Annotated in this window: 15 protein-coding genes; all 15 read left to right on the top strand. The window is 63.0% G+C overall.

Going from position 1 to position 19,165, the window contains the following annotated elements:
- Position 1: 1 nt before the first annotated feature.
- The 15 genes from PQR62_RS05035 to PQR62_RS04965 are packed head-to-tail and all read left to right on the top strand — an operon-like array spanning position 2 to position 19,157.
- Positions 2-877, top strand: coding sequence for an XrtA system polysaccharide deacetylase (locus PQR62_RS05035; protein WP_408155422.1), 876 nt, complete (start codon positions 2-4; stop codon positions 875-877).
- A 14-nt stretch (positions 878-891) separates the two neighbouring features.
- Entirely contained in the window at positions 892-1,995 is a 1,104-nt protein-coding gene (locus tag PQR62_RS05030; protein ID WP_408155420.1) for a FemAB family XrtA/PEP-CTERM system-associated protein, read from the top strand.
- 3 nt (positions 1,996-1,998) lie between these two features.
- Positions 1,999-3,285 carry a TIGR03087 family PEP-CTERM/XrtA system glycosyltransferase gene (locus PQR62_RS05025; protein ID WP_408155418.1) on the top strand — a complete coding sequence of 429 codons (1,287 nt, stop codon included), beginning with the start codon at positions 1,999-2,001 and terminating at the stop codon, positions 3,283-3,285.
- A complete protein-coding gene (xrtA, locus tag PQR62_RS05020) occupies positions 3,267-4,817 on the top strand; it encodes an exosortase A (protein ID WP_408155416.1) in 1,551 nt (516 codons plus the stop codon). The genes PQR62_RS05025 and xrtA overlap by 19 nt, the downstream gene beginning before the upstream one ends.
- Entirely contained in the window at positions 4,804-5,985 is a 1,182-nt protein-coding gene (locus PQR62_RS05015) for a TIGR03088 family PEP-CTERM/XrtA system glycosyltransferase (RefSeq protein WP_408155414.1), read from the top strand. Before xrtA ends, PQR62_RS05015 begins: the two co-directional genes overlap by 14 nt.
- A 2-nt stretch (positions 5,986-5,987) precedes the next feature.
- Positions 5,988-7,943 carry an XrtA/PEP-CTERM system amidotransferase gene (locus PQR62_RS05010; protein WP_408155412.1) on the top strand — a complete coding sequence of 652 codons (1,956 nt, stop codon included), beginning with the start codon at positions 5,988-5,990 and terminating at the stop codon, positions 7,941-7,943.
- A gap of 25 nt (positions 7,944-7,968) precedes the next feature.
- On the top strand, positions 7,969-9,183 hold the full coding sequence (locus tag PQR62_RS05005) for a TIGR04063 family PEP-CTERM/XrtA system glycosyltransferase (protein WP_408155410.1): 1,215 nt from the start codon (positions 7,969-7,971) through the stop codon (positions 9,181-9,183).
- Positions 9,180-10,367 carry a glycosyltransferase family 4 protein gene (locus tag PQR62_RS05000; RefSeq protein ID WP_408155408.1) on the top strand — a complete coding sequence of 396 codons (1,188 nt, stop codon included), beginning with the start codon at positions 9,180-9,182 and terminating at the stop codon, positions 10,365-10,367. Before PQR62_RS05005 ends, PQR62_RS05000 begins: the two co-directional genes overlap by 4 nt.
- Before the next feature lie 3 nt (positions 10,368-10,370).
- A complete protein-coding gene (locus tag PQR62_RS04995) occupies positions 10,371-11,750 on the top strand; it encodes a putative O-glycosylation ligase, exosortase A system-associated (RefSeq protein ID WP_408155406.1) in 1,380 nt (459 codons plus the stop codon).
- Entirely contained in the window at positions 11,747-12,739 is a 993-nt protein-coding gene (locus PQR62_RS04990; protein WP_408155404.1) for a polysaccharide deacetylase family protein, read from the top strand. Before PQR62_RS04995 ends, PQR62_RS04990 begins: the two co-directional genes overlap by 4 nt.
- 9 nt (positions 12,740-12,748) lie before the next feature.
- Positions 12,749-14,068: a glycosyltransferase gene (locus PQR62_RS04985; protein ID WP_408155402.1), complete on the top strand. Its 1,320-nt coding sequence runs from the start codon at positions 12,749-12,751 to the stop codon at positions 14,066-14,068.
- A 4-nt stretch (positions 14,069-14,072) separates the two neighbouring features.
- Positions 14,073-15,584 (top strand): lipopolysaccharide biosynthesis protein, encoded by a 1,512-nt coding sequence (locus PQR62_RS04980; RefSeq protein ID WP_408155400.1) that lies wholly within the window; start codon positions 14,073-14,075, stop codon positions 15,582-15,584.
- Positions 15,581-16,744: a carboxylate--amine ligase gene (locus PQR62_RS04975; RefSeq protein WP_408155398.1), complete on the top strand. Its 1,164-nt coding sequence runs from the start codon at positions 15,581-15,583 to the stop codon at positions 16,742-16,744. The genes PQR62_RS04980 and PQR62_RS04975 overlap by 4 nt, the downstream gene beginning before the upstream one ends.
- Positions 16,741-17,991 (top strand): DegT/DnrJ/EryC1/StrS family aminotransferase, encoded by a 1,251-nt coding sequence (locus PQR62_RS04970; RefSeq protein ID WP_408155396.1) that lies wholly within the window; start codon positions 16,741-16,743, stop codon positions 17,989-17,991. Before PQR62_RS04975 ends, PQR62_RS04970 begins: the two co-directional genes overlap by 4 nt.
- Before the next feature lie 17 nt (positions 17,992-18,008).
- Positions 18,009-19,157 (top strand): pectate lyase, encoded by a 1,149-nt coding sequence (locus tag PQR62_RS04965; RefSeq protein ID WP_408155394.1) that lies wholly within the window; start codon positions 18,009-18,011, stop codon positions 19,155-19,157.
- The last annotated feature ends 8 nt before the right edge of the window (positions 19,158-19,165 follow it).

The following is a 19,165-nucleotide window of genomic DNA, read 5'->3' as shown; positions in this document are numbered from 1 at the left end:
GATGAATGCCGAGGGAATGAAGACTGGCGCGGCGACAAGCCCCATCCGTAATGCGATGACGGTGGACGTGGAAGATTACTTCCAGGTGTCGGCCTTCGCCAACAGCATTTCGCGCGACAGCTGGAACACCCAGCCATGCCGCGTGGAACGCAATATCGAGCGCATTCTGACGATCTTCGCCGAGCACCGGATCGAAGCCACCTTCTTCACGCTGGGCTGGATTGCCGAGCGCTATCCGGAAATGGTCAGACGCATCGTTGCCGGCGGCCATGAACTGGCCAGCCACGGCTACGGTCATCTGCGCGCCAGCGATCAGAATCCGCAGGAATTCGCTCAGGACATCGGCCGCAGCAAGGCGCTGCTGGAAGACATCGGCGGCCAGGCGGTGCTCGGCTATCGCGCGCCCAGCTTTTCCATCGGCAAGCAAAACATGTGGGCGCTGGAAGCCCTGGCCGAAGCCGGCTATCGCTACAGCTCCAGCATTTATCCAGTCAAGCACGATCACTACGGCATGCCGGACGCGCCGCGCTTCGCGTTTCATCCGCATGGCGAAAACGGCCTGCTGGAAGTACCGGTCAGCACCATCCGCATCGGCGACAAGAATTACCCGGCCGGCGGCGGCGGCTTCTTCCGCTTCTTTCCGTATGCGATGTCGCGCTGGCTGCTGCGCCGCGTGAATCAGCAGGACGGGCAGCCGGCGATCTTCTATTTCCACCCCTGGGAGATCGATCCCGATCAGCCGCGCCAGAGCGGCATCAGCCTCAAGACCCGCTTCCGTCACTACGTCAATCTGCATCGCACCGAAGCGCGCATTCAGGCGCTGGCGGCCGATTTCAAATGGGGCCGCATGGACCGAATTTATCTGGGCACGACATGACTGGAATCACCGGAATGAACGCAGTGACTGAGCTGAATGCAGCGGTCGATCTGCCTGAGACAGTCGCAATCACGCCCGCGGTGGCGGCTGCCACGCCGACCGTGCGTCTGATGCAGGCTGCCGATCTGGCGCGCTGGGATGAGTTCGTGCTCAACTGCCCGCAAGCCACTTTCTTTCATCGCGCCGGCTGGCAGCAGGTGATCGAACGCGCCTTCGGTCATCGCACCTATTTTCTGCTGGCCGAAGCCGAAGGCAAGATTTGCGGCATCCTGCCGCTGGCGGAAATCAAGAGCCGCCTGTTCGGCCACTCGCTGAGCGCGCTGCCGTTCTGCGTCTACGGCGGCGTCGCCACCGAGCATCCGACCGCTGCCGCCGCGCTGGAAGCCCGTGCCGACCAGCTGGCGCGCGAGCTGGGCGTGGCCCATCTGGAATACCGCAACCTGCACGCCAGACATGCCGACTGGCCGTCCAAGGCGCTGTACGTCACCTTCCGCAAGACCATCGAAGCCGATGACGAAGCCAACATGCAAGCCATTCCGCGCAAGCAGCGCGCCATGGTGCGCAAAGGCATCAAGTTCGAGTTGAAAAGCGAAATCGATCAGGACACCACGCGCTTCTTCGCGGCCTATTCGGCCAGCGTGCACCGCCTGGGCACGCCGGTGTTTTCGCGCAAGTATTTCCGCCTGCTGCTGGAAGTGTTCGGCAAGGACGCTGAAGTGATGACCATCACCAAGGACGGCGTCACAGTCGCCAGCGTGCTGAGCTTTTACTTCCGCGACGAAGTGCTGCCCTACTACGGCGGCGGCGCCGACAACGCGCGCGAATTCGCCGGCAATGATTTCATGTACTGGGAACTGATGCGCCGCGCCTGCGCGCGCGGCATCCGCGTCTTCGATTTCGGCCGCAGCAAGCTGGGCACCGGCTCCTACGACTTCAAGAAGAACTGGGGTTTTGTCGCCGAGCCGCTGCATTACGAATACCGGCTCTACGGCGCGCAGTCGGTGCCGGACACCAACCCGCTCAATCCCAAGTACCAGTTGATGATCAAGACCTGGAAGCGCATGCCGCTGGCGCTGGCCAATCTGATCGGCCCCCACATCGTCAAGCATCTGGGGTAAGACGTGGAACACCTCCTTTTTCTGGTGCATCGCATCCCGTATCCGCCCAACAAGGGCGACAAGATACGCTCCTACCATTTGCTCAAGCATCTGGCGCAGCGCTATCACGTGCATCTCGGGACCTTCGTCGATGATCCGGACGACTGGCAATACGTGGACACGGTGAAAGCCCTGTGCCGCAGCACGCATTTCGCCGCGCTGTCCTCGCGCAGCGCGCGTCTGCGCAGCCTGCCGGCGCTGGCGAGCAATCGTGCGCTGAGCCTGGATTACTACCGCAACGCCGGCCTGAAGAAATGGGTGGATGAGCTGCTGGCCGCGACGCCGGCATCGCCGCAATCGCCAATCACGCGCGTGCTGGTGTTTTCCTCGGCCATGGCGCAATACGCGCAGGATGAACGCCTGCAACGCCGCCTGATCGATTTCGTCGATATCGATTCCGACAAGTGGCAGCAGTATTCGGAAAAGAAATCCTGGCCCATGAACTGGGTCTACCGCCGCGAAGCGCGCTGCCTGCTGCAATACGAACGGCAGATCGCCGACCGCTTCGACGTCTCGCTGTTCGTCTCGCGCGCCGAGGCCGAGCTGTTCCGCCGGCTGGCGCCGGCCAGCGCACACAAGACCGGCTTCTTCAACAACGGCGTCGACATCGATTACTTTTCGCCGGCGCATGTTTTCGACAATCCCTATCCGAGCGCAACGGCGGCCGACGGCCCGGTGATGGTATTCACCGGCGCCATGGATTACTGGCCCAACATCGATGCCGTGCAATGGTTTGCGCGCGACATCCTGCCGCAGATCCGTGCGCGCCAGGGACATGCCGACGCCCGCTTCTACATCGTCGGCTCGCGCCCGGCGCCGCAAGTGCTGGCGCTGGCCGCCCTGCCCGGCGTGCATGTCACCGGCACCGTGCCCGATGTACGGCCGTATCTGGCACATGCAAGATGTGCGGTAGCGCCGTTGCGCGTGGCGCGCGGCATTCAGAACAAGGTATTGGAAGCCATGGCCATGCAGATGGCGGTGCTGGTGTCGCCGCAGGCGCTGGAAGGCATCGATGCCCGGCCCGGTACAGACTTGGTGCTGGCGGACGATGCCGCCGAATTTGCCGATGCCGCCTGCGCACTGCTGGCAGATCAGGACCAGCTGAAGCAACTCGGCGCATGCGCGCGCAGGAAAATCGAAAGCAGCTACGGCTGGGATGCCCAGCTTGCCGTGCTGGATCAATTGCTGGAAAGCCGGCAGCCCCTCAACTTCGCCATGAATGAATCACCGCAATGCGCGCCGACACATTAAGCCACGCCGCACACGCTCCGCTGCCGCGCACCCTGTTGATGGTGCTGGGCCTGATCGCGCCACTGCTGATCTATCTCGGCACGGTGCAATCGATGGTCGGCATCTGGGACAGCTCGGAAACCTTCACGCATCAATACATGATCCTGCCGATCAGCCTGTGGCTGATCTGGCGCGACCGCCGCCGCTTGCAGCAAATGACGGCGCAGCCCTTTCCGCCGGCGCTGATCGTGCTGCTGCTGTGCGGCTTCGGCTGGCTGCTCGGCACACTGGCCGATGTGCAGGTGGTGCGCCAATACAGCTTCGTCGCCATCGTCATCGCCAGTGCAGTGGCTCTGCTGGGCGCGCGCATTTCGCGCGCCATTGCTTTTCCACTGTTCTTTCTGCTGCTGGCGGTGCCCTTCGGTGAAATCTTCATCGAGCCGCTGATCGGCATCACTGCCGATTTCACCGTCAACGCCCTGCAACTGACCGGCATTCCGGTACTGCGCGAAGGCAATACCTTCGCCATTCCTTCGGGTCGCTGGTCGGTGGTGGAAGCCTGCAGCGGCGTGCGCTATCTGATCGCCTCGGTCACGCTGGGCTGTCTGTACGCGCATATCACCTATCGCTCGTGGAAGCGCAAGGCGGCGTTTCTGCTGGTCTCGATGGTGGTGCCGGTGATCGCCAACGGCCTGCGCGCCTACATGATCGTGATGATCGGCCATCTGAGCGGCATGCGGCTGGCGGTCGGCGTCGATCACCTGATTTACGGCTGGCTGTTCTTCGGTCTGGTGACCTTCATCATGTTCTGGATCGGCGGCCGCTGGATCGACAAGCCGCTCAATGATCCCCATGCCGCCATCGTCCAGAGCAACGACCGGCAAGCCCCGGGCGGCACCGGCAAGTACTTCCTGTTCCTGCTGCTGACGCTGGCCTGCACCGGCATCTGGCCGGTCTATGCCTGGTACATGGATCGCATCGACGCGGTGTCGACGCCGATCAGCCTGAACCCGGCCGGACAAGCGGGCCCGTGGCACAACAGCCCGGCGTTCAGCAACTGGCAGCCGGCCTTTTCGCCGGCCAGCGCCGAAATCACGCGCTTCTATTCAAACGGCGCTCAGTCGGCACAACAGGTCGGACTGTCGCTGCGCTACTACCGCGACCAGCACCAGGGCGCGACGCTGGTCAGCTCGGTCAACCGTATCCTGCCCGAAAAGAACAGCCCCTGGACACGCCTGACCAACACTGTGCATACGGTCGAACTGCCGGGCCGCCAGTTGGCTGTGAGGGAAGAAAGCATACAAGGCGCCGGCGGCTCGCTGCTGATCTGGCGCTGGTACTGGATCGATCGCCGCTTCGTTGAAAACGATTATCTGGCCAAGCTGTATCAGACCCGCAGCCGCCTCACCATGCACGGCGACGACGGCGCCGCAGTGTTCGTGTTTGCGCCTTACAGCGACAAGCCGGAGCAGGCGCGTCAAACGCTGCAGGCGTATCTGACGGACAATCTCGGCGCGATCGAAGCCATGCTGAACGCCAATGGAAAGCACTGAGACCATGCCGACGCGTCAGCCTCCTCTCGTGGTGCATCTGATCTACCGGCTCGACTTCGGCGGGCTGGAAACGCTGCTGATCGAATGCATCAACCGCATGCCGGCCGACAAGTACCGGCACGCGGTGGTATGCCTCACCGACTACACCGATTTCTCGAAGAAGATCAGCAAGCCGGATGTCGCCCTGTATGCGCTGAACAAGCCGCCGGGGCTGGCCGCAGGCACCCATTTCAAACTGTGGCGTCTGCTGCGCCGGCTGCGTCCCGCCGTGCTGCATACCTACAATCTGTCGGCGGTGGAATACGCGCCGGCAGCGGCGCTGGCCAATGTGCCGGTGCGCGTGCACGGCGAACACGGGCGCGATGCGCGCGACCCTAATGGCAGCAATCCGCGCCATAACCTGCTGCGGCGGCTGGTGCTGCCCTTCTACGATTGCTATTACGCGGTCTCGGCGGATCTGCGCAACTGGCTCAAGACCGTCATCCGCGTGCCCGACGCCAAGAATCTGCTGCTCGAAAACGGTATCGACACCATCAAGTTCAGAGCGCCGGCCAACGGCCTCCGCACCGCCACACCCGAATTGCCGCAAGGCTGTTTCGTGATCGGCACGGTCGGCCGCATTCAGGACGTCAAGGATCACGCCGGCCTGATCGACGCCTTCATCGCGCTGCTGGCGCTGCTGCCGCAGCAACGCGATCAGCTGCGTCTGGCCATCGTCGGCGAAGGCCCGCTGTTGCCGCAACTGAAAGAAAAGGTACAGCGCGCCGGCATCGCCGATCTGGTCTGGCTGCCGGGCGCGCGCATGGATGTGGATGAAGTGATGCGCAGCTTTTCGCTGTTCGTGCTGTCCTCGATTGCCGAGGGCACGCCGATCACCATACTGGAAGCCATGGCGACCGGGCTGCCGGTGGTCTCGACCCGGGTCGGCGGCGTGCCCGAAGTGGTGCTGGACGGCGTCACCGGCGCGCTGGCGCCGGCCTCCGATCCTGCCGCGCTGGCCGCCGCGCTGGCGACCTACGTCACGCAGCCGCTGCTGGCGGCGCAGCACGGCGCCGCCGGACTGGCCCGGATTGAGCAGCACTACAGCATGGACGCCATGCTGCAGGCCTATGCCGGCATGTACGACAGCATGCTCGCCAACAAACAACATCGTATGAGGGCTCGCTGATCATGTGTGGAATCGTCGGCATCGTCGCCCTGCGCGGCAATCGTGAAATCGACCGGACATTGCTGGATCGCATGAACGAAACCCAGCATCACCGCGGCCCGGACGGCGGCGGGCTGCACATCGAAGACGGCATCGGCCTCGGTCACCGGCGCCTGTCCATCGTCGATCTGTCGGCCGGCCAGCAGCCGCTGTTCAATGAAGACGGCAGCGTGGTGGTGGTGTTCAACGGCATGATCTACAACTACCGCGAACTCATGACCGAACTGACTGCGCTCGGCCATACCTTCGCCACCCGCTGCGACACCGAAGTCATCGTGCATGCCTGGGAACAATGGGGCGAAGCCTGCGTCGCGCGTTTTCGCGGCATGTTCGCCTTCGGCCTGTGGGACCGCAATCGCCAGACCTTCTTCCTGGCGCGTGACCGGCTCGGCATCAAGCCGCTGTTCTACGCGCAGTTGCAGGATGGCCGTCTGCTGTTCGGCTCCGAGCTGAAATCGCTGATGACGGCGCCCGAACTATCGCGCGAACTCGATCCCTGCGCGGTGGAAGACTATTTCGCCTACGGCTACGTGCCGGAGCCGCGCACCATCTTCAAGGGCATCTACAAGATGAACCCCGGCCACAGCATCGTGCTGCAGGCCGACAATCTCAATGCGCGCCAGCGCAAATACTGGGATGTGCCGTTCAAGACCGAAGCCGCGCGGCCGCAGCAGGAAGTCGAGCAGGAACTGCTGGAACGCCTGCGCGAAACCGTCAACAGCCATCTGGTAACGGATGTGCCGCTGGGCGGTTTTCTGTCGGGCGGCGTGGATTCCAGCGCAGTGGTGGCGATGATGGCGCAATCGAGCAGCGAGCCGGTCAACACCTGCTCGATCGCCTTCAATGATCCTGCCTACGACGAATCAAAATATGCGGCACAGGTGGCCGAGCAATTCCACACCCGCCATTATTCGGAAACGGTGGACAAGGACGACTACGGCCTGATCGATCTGCTGGCCCATCTGTACGACGAGCCCTACGCCGACAGCTCGGCGATTCCGACCTATCGCGTATGCCAGCTGGCCAGGAAGCGCGTGACGGTGGCCTTGTCGGGCGACGGCGGCGACGAGAATTTCGCCGGTTACCGGCGCTACCGCTACGCCATGGCAGAACAGAAAGTGCGTTCCCTGCTGCCGGACGGTCTGCGCAATCCGCTGTTTGGTTTCCTCGGCAAGCATTACCCCAAGGCCGACTGGGCGCCCCGCATGTTCCGCGCCAAGACCACCTTCGAGGCGCTGGCGCGCGATACCGTCGAAGGCTATTTCCACGGCGTCTCCATCATGCCGGACCGGGTGCGCCAGTCGCTGTTCAGCAGCGGCTTTCGCAAGCAACTGCAGGGCTATCAGGCGATCGAAGTGATGCGCGGCCATGCGCGCCAGTCGCCCACCGACGATCCGCTGTCGATGATTCAATACCTCGACCTCAAGACCTATCTGCCGGGCGACATCCTGACCAAGGTCGACCGCGCCAGCATGGCGCACGCGCTGGAAGTGCGGGTGCCGCTGCTGGATCACGAATTCGTCGAATGGGTGTCGGGTCTGCCTTCTTCACTCAAGCTGCACGGCGGCGAAGGCAAGTACATCTTCAAGAAGTCGCTGGAGTCGACGCTGAGCCACGACATTCTGTATCGCAAGAAGATGGGTTTTTCCATCCCGCTGGCGAGCTGGATTCGCGGTCCGCTGCGGCAGACCGTGAGCGACTCCCTGCTCGGCCCGCTGCTGCGCGACACCGGCATCTTCGACATGCGCTTCGTGCAAGAGATGGTGGAGCAGCATCAGAGCGGCCGCCGCGACTACACCGCGCCGCTGTGGTCGCTGCTGATGTTCGCCTCCTTCCTGCGCAATGTATTGCAGGGCAGCGGCACTACCGCCGTCCATGCCATCCATGCCGCCCACGCCCAGGCAAGCCAGACGGCCTGAGCCGTTTTATTGAAAAGTACACGCCATGCAAATCCTGCACATCCTCGACCACTCGATTCCGCTGCACAGCGGCTACACCTTCCGCACGCTCTCGATTCTGAAAGAGCAGCGTGCGCTGGGCTGGCAGACCTTCCATATCACCAGCGCCAAGCAGGGCCCTGGCGATGCGGCATCGGAAGACGTCGACGGCTGGCATTTTTTCCGTACCCCGCCTTCGCGCGGACCGCTGGCGAAGCTGCCGGTGCTCAATCAGCTGGCGGTGATCGACGGGCTGGCCAAGCGCCTGTTCGAAGTCGCCAGCGCCATCAAGCCGGACATCCTGCACGCGCATTCACCGGCCTTGAACGCCATCGCCGCGCTGCGCGTCGGCCGTCGCCTCGGGATTCCGGTGGTGTATGAAGTGCGCGCCTTCTGGGAAGACGCGGCAGTCGATCACGGCACCAGCCGCGAGGGCGGTGTGCGTTATCGCCTCACGCGCGCCCTGGAAACCCATGCGCTCAAACACGTCAACGCCGTTACTACCATCTGCGAAGGCCTGCGCTCCGACATCCAGCAACGCGGCATTCCGGGCGAAAAGATTACCGTGATTCCGAATGCGGTGAACATCGAAGACTTCACCACCGGCCAGTTGCCCGATCTGCAACTGGTGCGCCACCTCGGCACCGAAGGCAAGATACTGCTCGGTTTCATCGGCTCCTTCTACGCCTATGAGGGCTTGCCGATTCTGTTGCAGGCGCTGCCCGGCATGTTGCAGAAAAATCCCGACGTGCGCCTGCTGCTGGTGGGCGGCGGCCCGCAGGAAAAAGAACTCAAGGCGCTGGCCGCACAACTGAAGATCAGCGACAAGGTGATCTTCACCGGCCGCGTGCCGCACGATCAGGTGCAGCGTTACTACAACCTGATCGACGTGCTGGTTTATCCGCGCCTGAAGATGCGCCTGACCGATCTGGTCACGCCGCTCAAGCCGCTGGAAGCCATGGCACAGGGCCGGCTGGTCGTGGCCTCGGATGTCGGCGGCCATCGCGAGCTGATCGAAGACGGCAAGACCGGCGTGCTGTTCAAGGCCGGCGATCCGGATGCGCTGGCGGAAAAAGTGCTGGCGCTGCTGCAGGCTGAGCCGGAATGGCCCGCGCGCCGCCTCGCCGCACGCCAGTTCGTCGAGAAAGAACGCAACTGGGCCGCCAGCGTGGCGCGTTACAAACAGATTTACGCGCGCCTGTCGCTTGCCGCCGCCCCATGAAACTGCTGACCTTCTCCACCCTGTTTCCCAACGCCGAACGTCCCGGACACGGGATCTTCGTCGAAACCCGCCTGCGCCATCTGGTCGCCAGCGGTCAGGTGGAGGCGCGCGTGGTGGCGCCGGTGCCGTGGTTTCCGTCGTCGGCGGCGCGCTTCGGCAGCTACGCCCGTTTCGCCAAGGCTCCGGCCAAGGAAGTGCGCTCCGGCATCGAGGTGCTGCATCCGCGCTACCCGCTGATCCCCAAGGTCGGCATGACGATTGCGCCCTGGCTGATGGCGCAGGCCATGAAGCCGGTGATCCGCAAGATCATCGCGCAGGGCTACGATTTCGATCTGATCGACGCCCATTACTTTTATCCGGATGGCGTGGCGGCGATGCTGCTGGGCCGCCATTTCAACAAGCCGGTGGTGATCACCGCGCGCGGCTCCGACATCACCCTGCTGCCGCAGTACAGGCTGCCGGGCAAGATGATCCGCTGGGCCGCCGACAACGCAGCCGGCGTCGGCACGGTGTGCGAGGCGCTGCGCACCGAAATGATTTCACTGGGCGTGGATGCAGCGAAGGTCGTAACGCTGCGCAACGGCGTCGATCTGGAATTGTTCCGCCCCTTCGCCGGCGCCGACGCGCGCGCCGCGATGCGCGCGCAATTGCAGATCAAGGGGTTCACCTTGCTGTCGGTCGGCAATCTGGCGCCGGTCAAAGGGCACGATCTGACGATAGGCGCGCTGCAGCATCTGCCTGACGCCAGTCTGATGATCGCCGGTAGCGGCCCCGAATTGCAGCGTCTGCAGGCGCTCGCCAGGGAATTGAAGGTGGACGACCGGGTGCGCTTTCTCGGCCCGCGTCCGCAAAGCGAACTGCGTCATTACTACGGTGCGGCCGACGCCATGGTGCTGTCGTCCAGCCGCGAAGGCTGGGCCAACGTGCTGCTCGAATCCATGGCTTGCGGCACGCCGGTGGTGGCCAGCAAGGTCTGGGGCACGCCGGAAGTGGTAGCGCATGCCGATGCCGGCGTGCTGATGCAGGAGCGCAGCGCGGCCGGTGTCGCCGCTGCGGTGCAGGCGCTGCGCGCGGCCAGCACGGAGCGCGCAGCCACCCGCCGTTACGCCGAAGGTTTCAGCTGGGATGCCACCACCCAGGGCCAACTGACGTTGTTCCGCCGCATTCTCGGAAAGGACCACTGAGACATGCGCGACGCTCTGATCTACGCCGTAGTCTTCGCCCTGCTGCCCTATATCCTGAAACGGCCGGCAGCCGGCGTGATGACCTACGTCTGGCTGAGCCTGATGAATCCGCACCGGCTGGCCTATGGCTCGGCTTATGATTTTCCGTTCGCCGCCATCGTGGCCGGCACCACCCTGATCAGTCTGGTGATGGCGAAACAACCCAAACAACTGCCGCTCAACAACACCACCGGGGTGCTGCTGCTGTTCATCTTCTGGATCACTTTCACCGGCTTCTTTGCGCTGGAGCCGGCGCTGGTCTGGAAGGAATGGAACATCGTTATCAAGACCATGTTCATGGTGCTGGTCAGCATGGTCACCCTGCGTACCGAACGCGACGTCAAGGAATACGCCTGGGTGATCGGCCTGTCGCTCGGTTTCTGGGGCCTCAAGGGCGGCATGTTCACGCTGATGACGGGCGGCGGCGACCACGTCTACGGCCCGCCCGAAAGCTTCATCGAAGACAACAACGACCTGGCGCTGGCGCTGGTCACCACGCTGCCGCTGCTGTGGGGCCTGCACCTGATGGCGACCCGCCGCTGGATAAGATTGGGCATGCTGGGCATTTCCGTCGTCACGGTGGCCTCGGTGGTCGGCTCCTATTCGCGTGGTGCGCTGCTGGGCGGCGGCGTGATGCTGGCCGTGCTGTGGCTCAAGAGCCGCAAGAAAGTCATGACCGGCGTGATCGTGCTGCTGATGGTGCCGATGGTCTATCTGATCATGCCGGAGCAATGGTTCGACCGCATGAGCACCATCGATTCCTATAACAAGGATGCCTCGGCGCTGGGCCGCATCAATGCCTGGCAATTCGCCATCAACGTCGCCCAGCACAATCTTTTCGGCGGTGGCCTGAAGGTGTTTTCGCCGCAGATGTTCCTGATCTATGCACCCGATCCACGCGATTATCACGTCGCGCACAGCATCTATTTTCAGGCGCTGGGCGAACAAGGCGTGATCGGTTTGCTGATTTTCCTGCTGCTGATGTTCTGCGTGTGGCGCTGCGGCAGCCGCATCATCAAGCTGTGCAAGAACAAGCCGGAACTGAAATGGGCCTCCGATCTGGCCGCCATGTGCCAGGTCAGCGTGGCCGGCTACGCCGTCGGCGGCGCCTTCCTGTCGCTCACCTATTTCGATCTGTATTACTACATCATCGCGCTGCTGGTGGTGCTGGAAAAATACCTCAACACGCGAGCGCCGGTGGCGCCCGGTCCGCTGGGACAGGCTGCGGCAAACGCGGACGGAAACGACGCGCCACACGGCAACAAGAACAACATCTCAGTTGAGGACAAGAATGGCAATGGCAGGTCCGGCGACAACAAGGCAAACGGAGCAAAGACGGCATGAACCAGCTTAGACCCGCCCGCGATCCGATGGCGCTGCTGATCCGCCTGGCCGGCAATCTGATTGCCTCGGCCAGCCGCGGCAACGAACGCCTGTGCATCCTGACCTATCACCGTGTGCTGGAAGCGCCCGATCCGCTGCTGCCTTCGGAAGTCGATCTCGCGACCTTCCGCTGGCAGATGAAGCTGATGGCCCGCTGCTTCAATGTGCTGCCGCTGAGCGAGGCGCTGGAAAGAATGCAGGAACAGACGCTGCCGCCGCGCGCGGTGTGCGTCAGCTTCGACGACGGCTATCGCTCGGTGTATGAACTGGCCTTGCCGGTGCTGCAGGAGTTCGGCCTGCCGGCCACGGTGTTCACCACCACCGCTCATATCGACGGCGGCAGCATGTGGAACGACCGCATCATCGAGGCGGTGCGGCACATGCCGCTAGGCCCGCTCGATCTGCGCGCCATCGGTCTCGACCTGTCGGCCATTGCCGGCGAACAGGACCGCCTCGCCACCGCCAACCGTCTGGCGCGCCATGCCAAATATCTGCAACCGGATGAGCGCGCGCAAGTGATCGCGGTACTGGAGCAACTGGCCGGTATCCGGACCGTACCCGACCTGATGCTCAATCGCGAGATGATCGCCTCGCTGTCGCGCCAGCACATGGAAATCGGCGGCCACACCGTGACCCATCCGATTCTCGGCAAGCTGGCCGACAATCTGGCGCGCGCAGAAATCATCGAAGGCAAGCAGACGCTGGAAGCGATCATCGGCAAGCCCCTGAAACTGTTCGCCTATCCCAACGGCAAGGTCGATGTCGACTACGACGACCGCCATATCCGCATGGTGAAAGAGGCCGGCTTCAGCGCCGCCTTCACCACCGCAGTGGGCGCCACCAGCCGATTCGATGCGCGCTATGAAATACCGCGCAGCCGCCCCTGGGACAAAACACCGTTCATGTTCAGCCTGCGCCTGTTGTACTGGCTGCTGAAGAAAGGCGCATGAGGCTTTGCCATGACCACCCAAAACAAAAATCCATCCGCCGACATGAAACACAGCGCTTTGCTGATCGCCTTCCACTTTCCGCCGCAATCGGAAAGCAGCGGCATACAGCGCACCTTGAGCTTCGCCAAAAACCTGGGCGCCTTCGGCTGGACGCCGATGGTGATTTCCGCCGCGCCCATGGCCTACGAACAAAAGAATGCCTCGCAACTCGCCAGCGTGCCTGGCGGTCTGCTGGTGCAGCGCCCGATCGCCCTGGATGCCAAACGCCATCTCGGCATCCAGGGCAAATATCCCGAACTGCTGGCCGTGCCCGACCGCTGGAGCAGCTGGTGGCTGTTCGCGGTGCCGGCCGCATTGAAGATGATCCGCCGGCACAAACCGGCGGTGATCTGGTCCACTTTCCCGATCTCGACCGCGCACCTGATCGGCCTGACCCTGCAAAAACTGACCGGGCTGCCCTGGATCGCCGATTTTCGCGACCCCATGATGCAGGCCGATTATCCGAAGAACAAATGGCAGCGCAAGGCATTCGCCTGGATAGAACAGCGCACCATTGCCCGCTGCACCAGGGCCACCTTCACCACGCGCGGCGCCATGGAGTCATACAAGGCGCGCTTTCCGGCAGCACTGCATCACAAGTTCTGCGTGATCGAAAACGGTTATGACGAGCAGTCGTTTGCCGGCGCGCCCGCGCTTAATCCCATACAAGGCCATGCATCGCCTATGCAACGCCTGACGCTGGTGCACAGCGGGGTGCTGTATACCGAAGGGCGCGACCCGACCATGTTCCTCAAGGCGCTGGCGGCACTCAAGGCGCAAGGCAGCATCACCGCCGGGAACTTCCGCGTGATCCTGCGCGCGCCGAGTGAAATCCCCTACTTCAAGGAACTGGTGAATCGCTGCGCCGTGGAGGATCTGGTCGCGGTCGAGCCGCCGGTGCCGTATCAGGAAGCGCTCAAGGAAATGCTGGCCGCCGACGGCTTGCTGGTGTTTCAGGGTTCGCCCTTCAACAACCAGATCCCGGCCAAGATTTACGAATATTTCCGCGCGCGCAAACCCGTGATGGGCTTGCTCGACCCCGCCGGCGAAACTGCCAATGCGCTGCTGGCGGCGGGTTTCAGGGATATCGCGCAGATGGATTCGAGCGATGCCATCGTGCCGGTGCTGAGCAGCTTCATCGCGCAGATTCGCGCCGGCACCGCACGGATCGCCAGCGAAGAACTGGTGACCGCCTCCTCGCGCACCCATCGCGCGCGCCAGCTGGCGGCCTTGTTCGACGGCTGCACAGGCGTGGCGCCCGGCGCCGGCCCGCGCCACGGGGAAAGCTGAGACCATGCAAAACGATCTGCGCTCCAAGACCATCAAGGCCATCAGCCATCTCGGCATCGGCGGCGCGCTGGGCAAGGTGATCTCGCTGGGCACCACGCTGCTGCTGGCGCGCATGCTGAGTCCGGCCGATTACGGCCTGATGGAAATCGCGATGATGTTCATCAGCTTCGTCGGTTTCTTCAATGAAATCGGCATCGGCTCGGCCATCGTGCAAAGGCCCAATCTGCAGCAGGCTCAGGTCAACGGCTGCTTCGCCATCGCGATTGCCTCCAGCGTGGTGTTGCTGCTGCTGGTGGTGGCCGCGAGCAGGCCGATTGCGCATTTCTTTCATCATGACGAGTTGCAGGCCATGATTTCGACGCTGGCGATCGGTTTCGTCATCGGCGCCTTCGGTACCGTGCCGGAAGCCTTTCTGCGCAAGGAAATGCAGTTCAAGGCGATTGCCGGCACCACCATTCTGTCGATCCTGATCCAGAGCGTCGTCAGCATCGCACTGGCTGCCGCCGGCTTCGGCGTGTGGTCGCTGGTGTGGGGTTCGCTGGTGGCGGCCGCGGTCTGCTCCATCGGTTTCTACCTGCTGTCGCCGTGGCGCCCGAAAGGCCGTTACGGCATTCGCGAAGCGGTCGATCTGGCGATCTACGGCATGCACGTCACTACCACCCGGGTGTTCTGGTTCCTGTACAGCAATGCCGACCGCGCCGTGATCGGCAAACTGCTGGGCCCGGCCTTGCTGGGTATTTACGGCATGGCATTTTCGCTGGCCACCTTGCCCAGCAGCCAGATCACGTCGCTGGTGATCAACGTGGCTTCGCCGCTGTTTTCCAAGCTGCAGCAGGATCACGAGCGCCTGTGCTCGGTGCTGATCAAGCTCACGCGCGGCATCGCCTATGTCACCTATCCGGCGCTGCTGGGCATGATGGCCTGTTCGCACGAACTGATCCTGGTGGTGCTCGGCCCCAAATGGATAGACTGCCTGATTCCCTTTGCCGCACTCTGCCTGATGGGCCTGATCAAGTCGATTGATCCGCTGCTGTCGCAAATGTTGAGCAGCATCGGCAACGTCAAAAAGCTGGCGATCTATACCGGCATGTGCGCCGTGGTCATGACGCTGGCCTTTATCGGCGGCGCCTGGCTGGACGGTCTGCGCGGCGTGTCGATCGCCTGGGTGGCGGTCTACCCGCTGCTGTCGATCAAGCTGCTGCGCGACGTCTCGCGCCTGATCGGTTTGCCGATGCTGCATTACTACCGCAGCCTGTTGCCGATTCTGGGCGGCGCCGTGCTGATGGCGGTGGTGGTGCAACTGGTGCGCCTGGCGCTGTATTACGCCGGCCTGCCGGTGGCGGCGATTCTGGTGCTGGAAGTGCTGGCCGGGGCACTCACCTATGCCCTGTGGATCATCTATGGCGACCGCGATGCCATGCTGGAAATTCGCCAGATCCTGAGGGATCTTGGCATCAACTCGCCGCGCTTCGAACGCTGGCCTTTCGTGCGCTCGCAAAGGAATTCAAAACCGTGAACATCCCCTACAAGAATCGCGTGAATCAGGCCATCGTGGTTGGCGGCGGTCTCAATGCGCTGGGCATCGTGCGCAGTCTGGGCAGTGTCGGCGTGCCGCTGATCGTGGTGGATAGCAATCCGGCATCGCCGGCGATGCGTTCACGCTACGGGCGCAAGCATCTGGTCGCTTCGCTGGAAGGCGACAGCCTGGTGGAGAGTCTGCTGGCGCTGACCAGGGAATTATCGACGCCGCCGGTGCTGTTCCTGACCGAAGAAAAAAGCGTGAATACCGTGTCGGCGCAACGCGAGCGCATCATGCCGGCCTTCCTGATCCGGCTGCCGCAGCATGAGCGCCTGATGCAATTGATGCACAAGCAGGGTTTCAGCGAGCTGGCCGAGGCCTGCCGGGCGCCGGTACCCAGGACCGTGCGCATTCAGAAGCAGGAAGACCTGGCGCAACTGAGCAGGCTGCGTTTCCCCTGCGTGTTCAAACCCTCCGAGAAAAGCTACGAATACGGTGCGCGTTTTCAGAAGGCCTACAAGGTGAAGTCGGCGGAAGAAGTCGCCGCGCTGTTCGCCGACATTGCGCCGGTGCTGCCCGACATGGTGGCGCAGGAATGGATAGAAGGCGAAGACGACGAAATCTATTTCTGCCTGCAATATCTGGACGTCGATGGCGCGGTCGTGAGCTCCTTCACGGGCCGCAAGATCAGGTCGTGGCCGCCGCGCATCGGCGGCACCGCCAGTTGCACCGCAGCCTGGGAGTTTCAGGACACGCTGACCGAAATGACGCGCGCCTTCTTCGCCGAAGTCGGCTTCAGCGGCATGGGCAGCATGGAGTACAAACGCGACAGCCGCGACGGCAAGTTCTACATGGTAGAACCGACTGTCGGCCGCACCGACTATCAGCAGGAAGTGGCGACCTTGAACGGCGTGAACATTCCCTTCGCGGCCTATCTGCATGAAGTCGACCTGCCGGCGCCCGGCGTCAAGCCACGCTCGCAAGCCGTCATCTGGCGCGATCCGCAAGCCGACAAATGGTCGTTCGAACAAGGCGGCGGCAAGGTCGACCGGCGCTCTGCCGGCGCTCCGGTGGCGGACGCCTATCTGCGCTGGAACGACCCGCTGCCCTGGATCGATTTCATGCTGGAGCGGGTGCGCTCGCGCCTGAAAAAATGAAGCATCTGCCCATCTCCTACGCCGACTGGTCCGGCGCCGAATACCGTAGCGCCCTGCTGAGCCTGCTCAGCGGCGGCCTCACGCGTGGCGCCCACGGCGCCGGGCTGGCGGCGGAGATGGGTGCAAGTTATCAGGGCGCCAGCGTGTATCCGGTGAACTATGCCCACACCGCGCTGGAGATGGCGCTGGCGGCGTTCATGCGACGCATGCCGGCGCGCACGCAGGTGCTGGTGCCGGCCTATGTCTGTCCTATCGTGGTTCAGAGCATCGCCGCCAGCGGCCTCGACCCCGTACCGCTCGAGATAGCCGACGATCTCAATCTGCTGCCGGCGGCCGTGGCGCAAGCTCTGGATGAGCATGGCGGTAATACGCTGGCGGTGGTCGCGCCGCACATGTTCGGCTGCCCGGCGCGCATCGCTGAGATCGAAGCGCTGTGTCGCAGCGCCGGCGTGTTTCTGATCGACGATGCTGCGCAACTGGCCGGCATCGAACAGGAAGGCAAGCTGCTGGGCGGCTTCGGCGATGTCGGCCTGATCAGCTTTGCGCAGTCGAAAACCATCGTCACCGGCGTACGCGGCTCGGGCGGTATTTTGCTGGTCAACAATCCCGAACTGGATGCCGACATCAGCGCGGCGTTCCGCCAGCTGCCGCCGCCCTCGGGACGTCTGCAGGCGCTGGTGGAATTTCTCTGGAATTATCTGTGGACGCCGGTGACCGGCAGCAGCGGCGACCGTCTCGCCGACATCGGCGCGCGCCTTGGTTGGCGCCAGCCGATGTCCGCGCCCCGCCAGCAAGCCCGCATCGGCAATCTGGATGCCGGCATCGCAAGAGTGCAATTGCAACGGCTGTCGCAGATACATGCCGACAAGAAACGCATCGCCGAGATTTACCATCACGAATTTCTGGAACTTCCGGAAATCGGCTTCCCGCAATACGCGCCCGGCCGATATCTGTCGCGCATCATGCTGAGCCTGCCTGAGGGCAGCGACCTCGGCGCCTGCCGCGCTTATCTGCATCGTCAGCGGATTGAAAGCCGGCTGGGTTATAAAGTACCGTTTTCGTCGCAAGCTTCCACCCGCAAAGCCGAGCGACTGGCGACGGGCTTGCTGGGTCTGCCTTGCGGCCCGGCCATCGGCGCTGCGCAGGTCAGAAGCATTCGCAGTCACTTGCAGCAGGCGCTGCATCTGCAGCGCCGCGGCGGTGGCAACGGCGCGGCGCATGCGCCGAGTCAATCAATTCACAGGTAATTCCGGAGATTTGCATCGTGCAACACATCAAACAAGTGATCAAAGACAAACTGGGCGCGAGCGTGGCGCCGGTGCAATCGATAGAACAGCATCTGAAAGCCGCAGCCGACTGGCTGCTGCTGGCGCAGCGTTCCACTGCCGACGATGGTGTGGCGCACAGCTACGATATCCGTGCCAGAAAATGGAATGCCTCTTACCCGGAAACCACCGGCTACATCATTCCCACGCTTTACGATTACGCGAAAAACTACGACGCGCCCGAATACGCCGCAGCGGCGTTGCGCATGACGCAATGGGAAAGCGAGATCCAGATGGCTGACGGCGGCGTGCGCGCCGGCACCATGGACGCCGAGATCGTGGCGCCGACCATTTTCAATACCGGCCAGGCCCTGTTCGGCTGGGCCAGCGCTTATCAGAACACCGGCAATGAAGACTTCCGCGTCTCGCTGATCCGCGCCACCGACTGGCTGCTGGCAGCGCAGGATGAGGACGGCGCCTGGCGCCGCTTTCCGTCACCGTTCACCACCTCCAAGGTCAACAGCTACAACACCCGTTCCTCGTTCGGCATGGTGCGCGCGTTTCAGGCGGTGGGCGATGAGCGCTACCTGCTGGCAGCAGTGAAAAATGTGGAATGGACGCTGTCGCGCGCGCAGGAAAACGGCTGGTTGCCCGACAATTGCCTGGCGCAGAATCCCGACCTGACGGCGCTGACGCATACGATTGCCTATTCGATACGCGGCATTCTGGAGGTCGGCGTGGCCGCCAATCGCCCGGATTTCATCGCGCGCGCCTTGCACATGGCCAGGATGGTAGCCCTGCAGCAACGCGCCGACGGCGCCCTGCCCGCTTATTACACGCCGCAGTGGACTACCCGGGTAAGCTGGTCCTGCATTACCGGTAATTCGCAGATGGCGATCAACTGGCTGCGGCTGGCGCAACTGAGCGGCGACGCCGGCCTGATCGAATACGCCAGACGCGCCAATCGCTTCAACATGAGCATTCAGGATCTGCGCACCGACAATCTGAACGTGCGCGGCGCCTTGAAAGGCTCTCATCCTGTCAACGGCAGCTACATGAAATACCGTTATCCCAACTGGGCCACCAAGTTCTTCATGGATGGCCTGATGCTGGAGCAGCTGTTCGACAAGGTCGACAATATCGGCTGAGGGCAGCC

The sequence above is a fragment of the Herbaspirillum lusitanum genome (genome assembly GCF_046025995.1).
Lineage (GTDB): Bacteria > Pseudomonadota > Gammaproteobacteria > Burkholderiales > Burkholderiaceae_D > Herbaspirillum > Herbaspirillum lusitanum_A.
The sequence above is the reverse complement of the archived record's forward strand: the minus strand, read 5'-3'. Positions and strand labels throughout refer to the sequence as shown.